Here is a 6,000-nt window from a genome sequence, read left to right as displayed (position 1 = left end):
GACTGAATAAATGTAACGGGGCTAGCGGTCCGCGGCCTGGGCGCGCAGGGCACGGACGATGCCGTCCCGGTTCTCCAGCACCAGGCGCCGCAGCGAGGGCGATTCGGAGCCAAGCTGGCCGAGGAACTCATCGGTCAGCCGGATGGTCTCATCGTTCGTCAGGAGGGAGGGGTAGAGGCCGACGGCGATCTGCTGGGCGATCTCGTGCGTCCGGGTGTTCCAGACGTCCCTGACCGCGGCGAAGTAGGCCGCCGCATACGGCTCGAGCAGCGTACGGTCGTGGACGCGGTTGAAGCCGGCAATGATGGACTGCTGCGTCGCGTTGGGCAGGTCCGTGTTCACGACGACGGCGTTCCAGGCTTCCGCCTTGGCGCTCGCCGTGGGAATGGCGGCCTTCGCCAGGGCAGCGGCCCGCGCCCCGGTCGCCGTGGAGTCGCGCTCCAGTTCGGCGTCGATCTCGGCCTGGCCGAACTCGCCGCCGGCGACGAGCGAGGTGAGCAGTTCCCACCGCAGATCCTCGTCCACGGTCAGACCCGGAAGCGTGCGCCCGCCCGAAAGCAGCGCCGCGACGGTCTCCAGGTGGGCCGACGAGCGGGCGTGGGCGGCGAAAGCCTTGACGAACTGGAGCTGGTTGTCGGAACCGGCCGCGGCTCCGTCGCTCAGGTCCCGGAGCCGCTGGGCCGCGCGGCCGGTCAGCTCGTCGCGGTGGTCAGGGTCCACGTAGAAGGCCAGAGTGGTGGCGAGCTGGCGCAGCAGCACCATCACGACGGAGGAGTCCGTCTCGTACGCGATGTTGTTCAGCACCAGCTCCACGTACTCGCGGGCCGGGCTCTCGCCGTCGCGGGTCGCATCCCACGCCGAGGCCATCACCAGGGTCCGGGGCAGGGACTCGCTGATGTCCTTCAGCCGGGTGGTGGAGGTGGCCAGCGACTCCTCGTCCAGCCTGATCTTGGCGTAGGCGAGGTCGTCGTCGTTGAGCAGCACGAGGTCGGGCCGCTGCAGCCCCGCCAGCGCCGGGACCTCGGTCCGCTCGCCGTCGACGTCGAGCTCCTCGCGGTGGGTGCGGACCAGCTTGCCCTGTGCATCTGCGTTGTAGAAGCCGACGGCGAGGCGGTGCGGGCGGATCGTGGGGAAGTCCGGAACCGCGGACTGGAGGATCGCGAACGAGGTGATGGCGCCGCCGTCGTCCGCTTCGATCTCCGCGCGGAGCGTGTTGACTCCGGCCGTTTCCAGCCACTTGGCCGCCCACTCCTTCAGGTCGCGCCCGCTGGAGGCCTCCAGCTCGGTGAGCAGGTCCGCCAGCTCCGTGTTGGTCCAGGCATGCTTGCGGAAGTATTCGCGCACGCCGGCCATGAACTCCTCCTGGCCCACCCACGCCACCAGCTGGCGCAGCACGGAGGCACCCTTGGCGTAGGTGATGCCGTCGAAGTTGACCTGGACGTCCTCCAGGTCCTTGATCTCGGCGACGATCGGATGGGTGGAGGGCAGCTGGTCCTGGCGGTAGGCCCACGACTTCTCCATCGAGGCGAAGGTGGTCCAGGCCTGCTTCCACTCGGTGGCCTCGGCCGCGCAGAGCGTCGACATGAACTCGGCGAACGACTCGTTCAGCCACAGGTCGTTCCACCAGCGCATGGTGACCAGGTCGCCGAACCACATGTGCGCGAGCTCATGCAGGATCGTGATGGCCCGGCGCTCCACCATCGCGTCCGTCGGCCGGGAGCGAAAGACGTAGTTCTCGAGGAAGGTGACCGCGCCGGCGTTCTCCATGGCGCCCGCATTGAACTCCGGCACGAACAGCTGGTCGTACTTGGAGAAAGGGTAGGCCCTGCCGAACTGCTTTTCGAAGAACTCGAAGCCCTGCCGGGTGAGCTCGAAAATGTTCTCCGCGTCCATGTACTGCATGAGCGATTTGCGCGCGAAGACGCCAAGCGGGATCGTGCGGCCGTCGGAGCTCGTCAGTTCGCTGCGCACGGACTGGTACGGGCCGGCGATGAGCGCGGTGATGTAGGAAGAGATGCGAGGGGTGGGGTCGAACGACCAAGTGGACCGCTCGGTTCCGTCGGCGGCGGTGCCGGCGGCCTCGGGGGCCGGCGTGGGGGAGTTCGAAATGACATCCCAGTGCGACGGGGCGGTCACGGCGAACCGGAAGGCCGCCTTCAGGTCGGGCTGCTCGAACACGGCGAACATGCGCCGCGAGTCCGGCACCTCGAACTGCGAGTACAGGTAGACCTCGTTGTCCACCGGGTCCACGAAGCGGTGCAGCCCCTCGCCGGTGTTCATGTACAGGCCATCGGCCTCGATCACCAATTCGTTGGACTCGGCGAGCCGGGGCAGTTGGATGCGCACGCCGTCGGAGACCTCCGCCGGATCGAGGTCGACGCCGTTGAGCGTCACCTTGTGCACCGTGTCCGTCACGGCATCGATGAAGGTGGAAGCACCGGCAGAGGCGGAGAACCGCACGACCGTGGTCGATCCAAATACCTTGGCGCCGCGGGTGAGGTCCAGGGAGACGTCGTAGGAGTCGACGTCCAGCAGGGCCGCGCGCTCGCGGGCCTCGTCACGGGTGAGATTCAAACCTGGCACGGTGGGGCCTCCAAAGTCGGACTGGGACGGGACACAGGTTCTCGCGCGCAGATACGTGAAAGAACCCTTGAACAAGACGGCCATTGTCTCACTTTCCGCGGCGGAGGCCACCGGATGCTGGAATGTGTCCCCGCAGGGTGCCGGGCCCGCCGGCGGCTCCGTAGAAGGGCGACCTAGTAGGCTGGAAGCCGAATTCTCCCCGCCACCGACGAAGGATCTCCATGCGCGTCCACATTGCCACCGACCATGCCGGCCTGGAACTGAGCCACCACCTGATCGAGCATCTGGGCGGGCAGGGCCACGAGGTCATCGACCACGGTCCCAAGGAATACGACGCCGAGGACGACTACCCCTCGTTCTGCATCAATGCCGCGCTCGCCGTGGCGGCGGACCAGGCCTCCGGCACGGAGGCCCTCGGCATCGTGCTGGGCGGCTCCGGCAACGGCGAGCAGATCGCCGCGAACAAGGTCAAGGGCATCCGCGCTGCCCTTGCCTGGAACCTCGGGACGGCCAAGCTGGCCCGCGAACACAATGACGCGAACGTCGTCGCCGTCGGCGGCCGCCAGCACAGCGTCGAAGAGGCCACTGCCATCATCGAGGCTTTCCTCGCGGAGCCGTTCAGCCGGGCCGAGCGCCATGTGCGCCGCATCGGCAAGATCGCGCATTACGAAGAGACGGGCGAGGTCCTCGCGTAGGGGCGCAGCCGACGATGCCTGAAGGCCACTCCATCCACCGTCTTGCCGCGCAGTTCGAATCCGTCTTCGCGGGCCAGGCCCTTGCCGTCAGCAGCCCGCAGGGGCGGTTCGCGGCCGGTGCGGCGCTCATCGACGGCCACAAGCTGGAAACCGCGCAGGCGCACGGCAAGCAGCTCTTCCTCGGATTCTCCAATGCCCTCATCCTGCGCGTCCACCTCGGCCTTTACGGGGCCTGGGACTTCGGCGGGGACAGCACCTTCCGCGGTGCATCCAGCATCGGTGCGCCGCGCCGGGTGGGGGAGCGGGAAACGTACGACGCCGGGGCCCCTGCCGTGTACGACGGTCCGCCCGCGCCGGTCGGCCAGGTCAGGGCGAGGCTGGTGTCGGACCATGGCTGGGCCGACCTGCGGGGGCCCACCGCGTGCGAGGTCATCACCGAAGCCGAGCGGGACGCCGTCGTAGGTAAGCTCGGACCGGACCCGCTGCACACGCATGCGGACCCGGAGCAGTTCGTCCGCCGGCTCACGGCGAAGGGGAGTGCGGTCGGCACCCTGCTCATGGACCAGTCGGTGGTCGCCGGCGTCGGCAACATCTACCGCGCCGAAAGCCTGTTCCGGCAGGGCATCAGCCCTTGGACGCCGGGGAAGTTCCTGTCCGCAGGGCAGGCGCTCGACCTGTGGCGGGACCTCGTGGTGCTTCTGGCGGACGGTGTGCGGGACGGCCGCATCGTAACGACGAGGCCCGTCCACCGGTCCGACCCCGAGGGCCCCGCGTCGCCGGCGGACGCCCATTACGTATACCAGCGGCAGGGGATGGACTGCCGGGTCTGCAGCACGGCGGTCCGGCTCGAGGACATGGGCGGACGGAAGCTCTACTGGTGCCCGGGCTGCCAAGGCAGCCCGGCCTGAATGCGGCGGCGCCGCAGCGGCGATTTGTGAACCAGGCCGGACGTCGTGCTAAAGTTTCAACGTCCTGGGGATGTAGCTCAATGGTAGAGCCTCAGTCTTCCAAACTGATTACGCGGGTTCGATTCCCGTCATCCCCTCTGCGCGAAAAGGCGGGTCCGCAAGGGCCCGCCATTTTTGTGTACGCGGCTTTTTTGGCCGCACCCAATTGTGCACCGGCACGGCTTTGGCCGTAGACTTGCCTGTGCACTACGGGGCGTAGCGTAGTGGCTAGCGCGCCTGCTTTGGGAGCAGGAGATCGCAGGTTCGAGTCCTGTCGCCCCGACTCTGTATGTGTGGTGCAGATCCCATCCAATAGCAACAGGAGTTCTAACGCTGTGAAGAGCGCTGTCGAAAACCTCACCCCGACCCGGGTCAAACTCAATGTTGAGGTTCCCTTTGAGGAACTCAAGCCCAGCATCGATGAGGCCTACAAGACAATTGCCTCCCAGATCCAGGTTCCTGGCTTCCGCAAGGGGAAGGTCCCTGCCCGCCTGATCGACCAGCGCGTTGGCCGCGGCTACGTCATCGAAACGGCCATCAACGAGGGCCTGAACGGCTTCTACCAGGACGCCGTGCAGGAAAGCGGGCTGCGTCCGCTGAGCCGCCCCGAAGTGGAAATCACCGAGGTTCCGGATCCCGCCGCCTCCGAGGGCCAGCTGGCCTTCCACGTCGAGGTCGACATCCGCCCCGAAATCGAGCTGCCGGAGTACGCCGGTCTCGAGGTCACCGTCGAAGCTGCCGAAGCGTCGGACGCCGACGTCGAGAAGGCGATGGATGACCTGCGCGGCCGGTTCGGCACCCTGAAGACCGTTGAGCGCCCCGCGGCGGCCGACGACTTCATCACCATGGACCTGAGCGCCAAGGTGAACGGCGAAGAGGTGGACTCCGCTGCCGATCTCTCCTACCAGGTCGGTGCCGGCACCATGCTGGACGGTCTGGACGAGGCCGTCACCGGCCTGAGCACGGGCGAGGACGCCACCTTCATGACCAAGCTGGCCGGCGGCGAGCACGCCGGTGAAGAAGCCGAGGTCAAGGTTGTCCTGAAGGCCGTCAAGGAGCGCGAGCTCCCCGAGGCCAACGACGACTTCGCGCAGCTTGCCAGCGAGTTCGACACCATCGCCGAGCTGAAGGAAGACCTCGCCAAGCAGGCTGCCGACAGCAAGGTTATGGAGCAGGGCGTCGAGGCCCGCGACAAGGTCCTGGACAAGCTGGTCGAGCTCATCGAGGTTCCGGTTCCGGAGTCCGTCATCGAGGAGCAGCTGGAACAGCACTTCCGCCCGGAGAACAGCCACGGTGAAGACCACGACACCGAGGAGCACCGTGCCGAGGTCCGCGAGAACACCGAGCGCGCCTTCCGCAACGAGATCATCCTCGACGCCGTAGCCGACAAGGAAGAGGTCGGCGTCAGCCAGGCCGAGCTGATCGACTACATCGTGTCCTCCGCCAGCCAGTACGGCATGGACCCGAACCAGTTCGCCCAGCTGATCGACCAGAGCGGCCAGGTTCCGATGATGGTCTCCGAGGTCCGCCGCCGCAAGGCGCTGGCCAAGGTGCTGGAACTGGCGAAGGTCACCGACAACAACGGTGCCGAGGTCGACCTTTCGGACTTCGTCCGCCCCGCCGGCGGCGAGGACGAGAGCAACGTCGAGGAAATGATCCAGGCGGCCGAGGCCGAGGCCGCCGGTGCCGAGGGCACCGAAGAGTCCGCCGAGGAAGCCTCCACCACCGAGGCAGAAAAGAAGTAGCGGCCCACGGCCGAAGAGGCGGACCGCCGG

4 protein-coding genes and 2 tRNA genes are annotated in these 6,000 nt (G+C 67.3%); 5 read left to right on the top strand and 1 reads right to left on the bottom strand.

All coding sequences use genetic code 11. The features are described 5' to 3' along the window. Positions 1–21 precede the first annotated feature (21 nt). On the bottom strand, positions 22–2,574 hold the full coding sequence (gene pepN, locus AHIS1636_RS16630; protein ID WP_264796957.1) for an aminopeptidase N: 2,553 nt from the start codon (positions 2,572–2,574) through the stop codon (positions 22–24). Between the two features lie 230 nt (positions 2,575–2,804). Here pepN and AHIS1636_RS16625 point away from each other — a divergent pair, with 230 nt between their 5' ends. The 5 genes from AHIS1636_RS16625 (at position 2,805) to tig (ending at position 5,970) form a co-directional block, all read left to right on the top strand. Next, positions 2,805–3,278 carry a ribose-5-phosphate isomerase gene (locus AHIS1636_RS16625; RefSeq protein ID WP_264796951.1) on the top strand — a complete coding sequence of 158 codons (474 nt, stop codon included), beginning with the start codon at positions 2,805–2,807 and terminating at the stop codon, positions 3,276–3,278. A 14-nt stretch (positions 3,279–3,292) separates the two neighbouring features. Then, the gene (locus AHIS1636_RS16620; protein WP_264796950.1) at positions 3,293–4,186 is read left to right on the top strand and encodes an Fpg/Nei family DNA glycosylase; all 894 of its coding nucleotides are present in this window, start codon (positions 3,293–3,295) and stop codon (positions 4,184–4,186) included. Positions 4,187–4,252: 66 nt separating this feature from the next. Beyond that, positions 4,253–4,323, top strand: a tRNA-Gly gene (locus tag AHIS1636_RS16615). A gap of 112 nt (positions 4,324–4,435) precedes the next feature. Next, positions 4,436–4,508, top strand: a tRNA-Pro gene (locus AHIS1636_RS16610). 52 nt (positions 4,509–4,560) lie between these two features. Beyond that, positions 4,561–5,970 carry a trigger factor gene (gene tig / locus AHIS1636_RS16605; RefSeq protein ID WP_264796949.1) on the top strand — a complete coding sequence of 470 codons (1,410 nt, stop codon included), beginning with the start codon at positions 4,561–4,563 and terminating at the stop codon, positions 5,968–5,970. Positions 5,971–6,000 lie beyond the last annotated feature (30 nt).

The sequence above is a fragment of the Arthrobacter mangrovi genome (assembly GCF_026011795.1).
Lineage (GTDB): Bacteria > Actinomycetota > Actinomycetes > Actinomycetales > Micrococcaceae > Crystallibacter > Crystallibacter mangrovi.
This window is presented reverse-complemented; position numbering and strand designations above follow the sequence as displayed.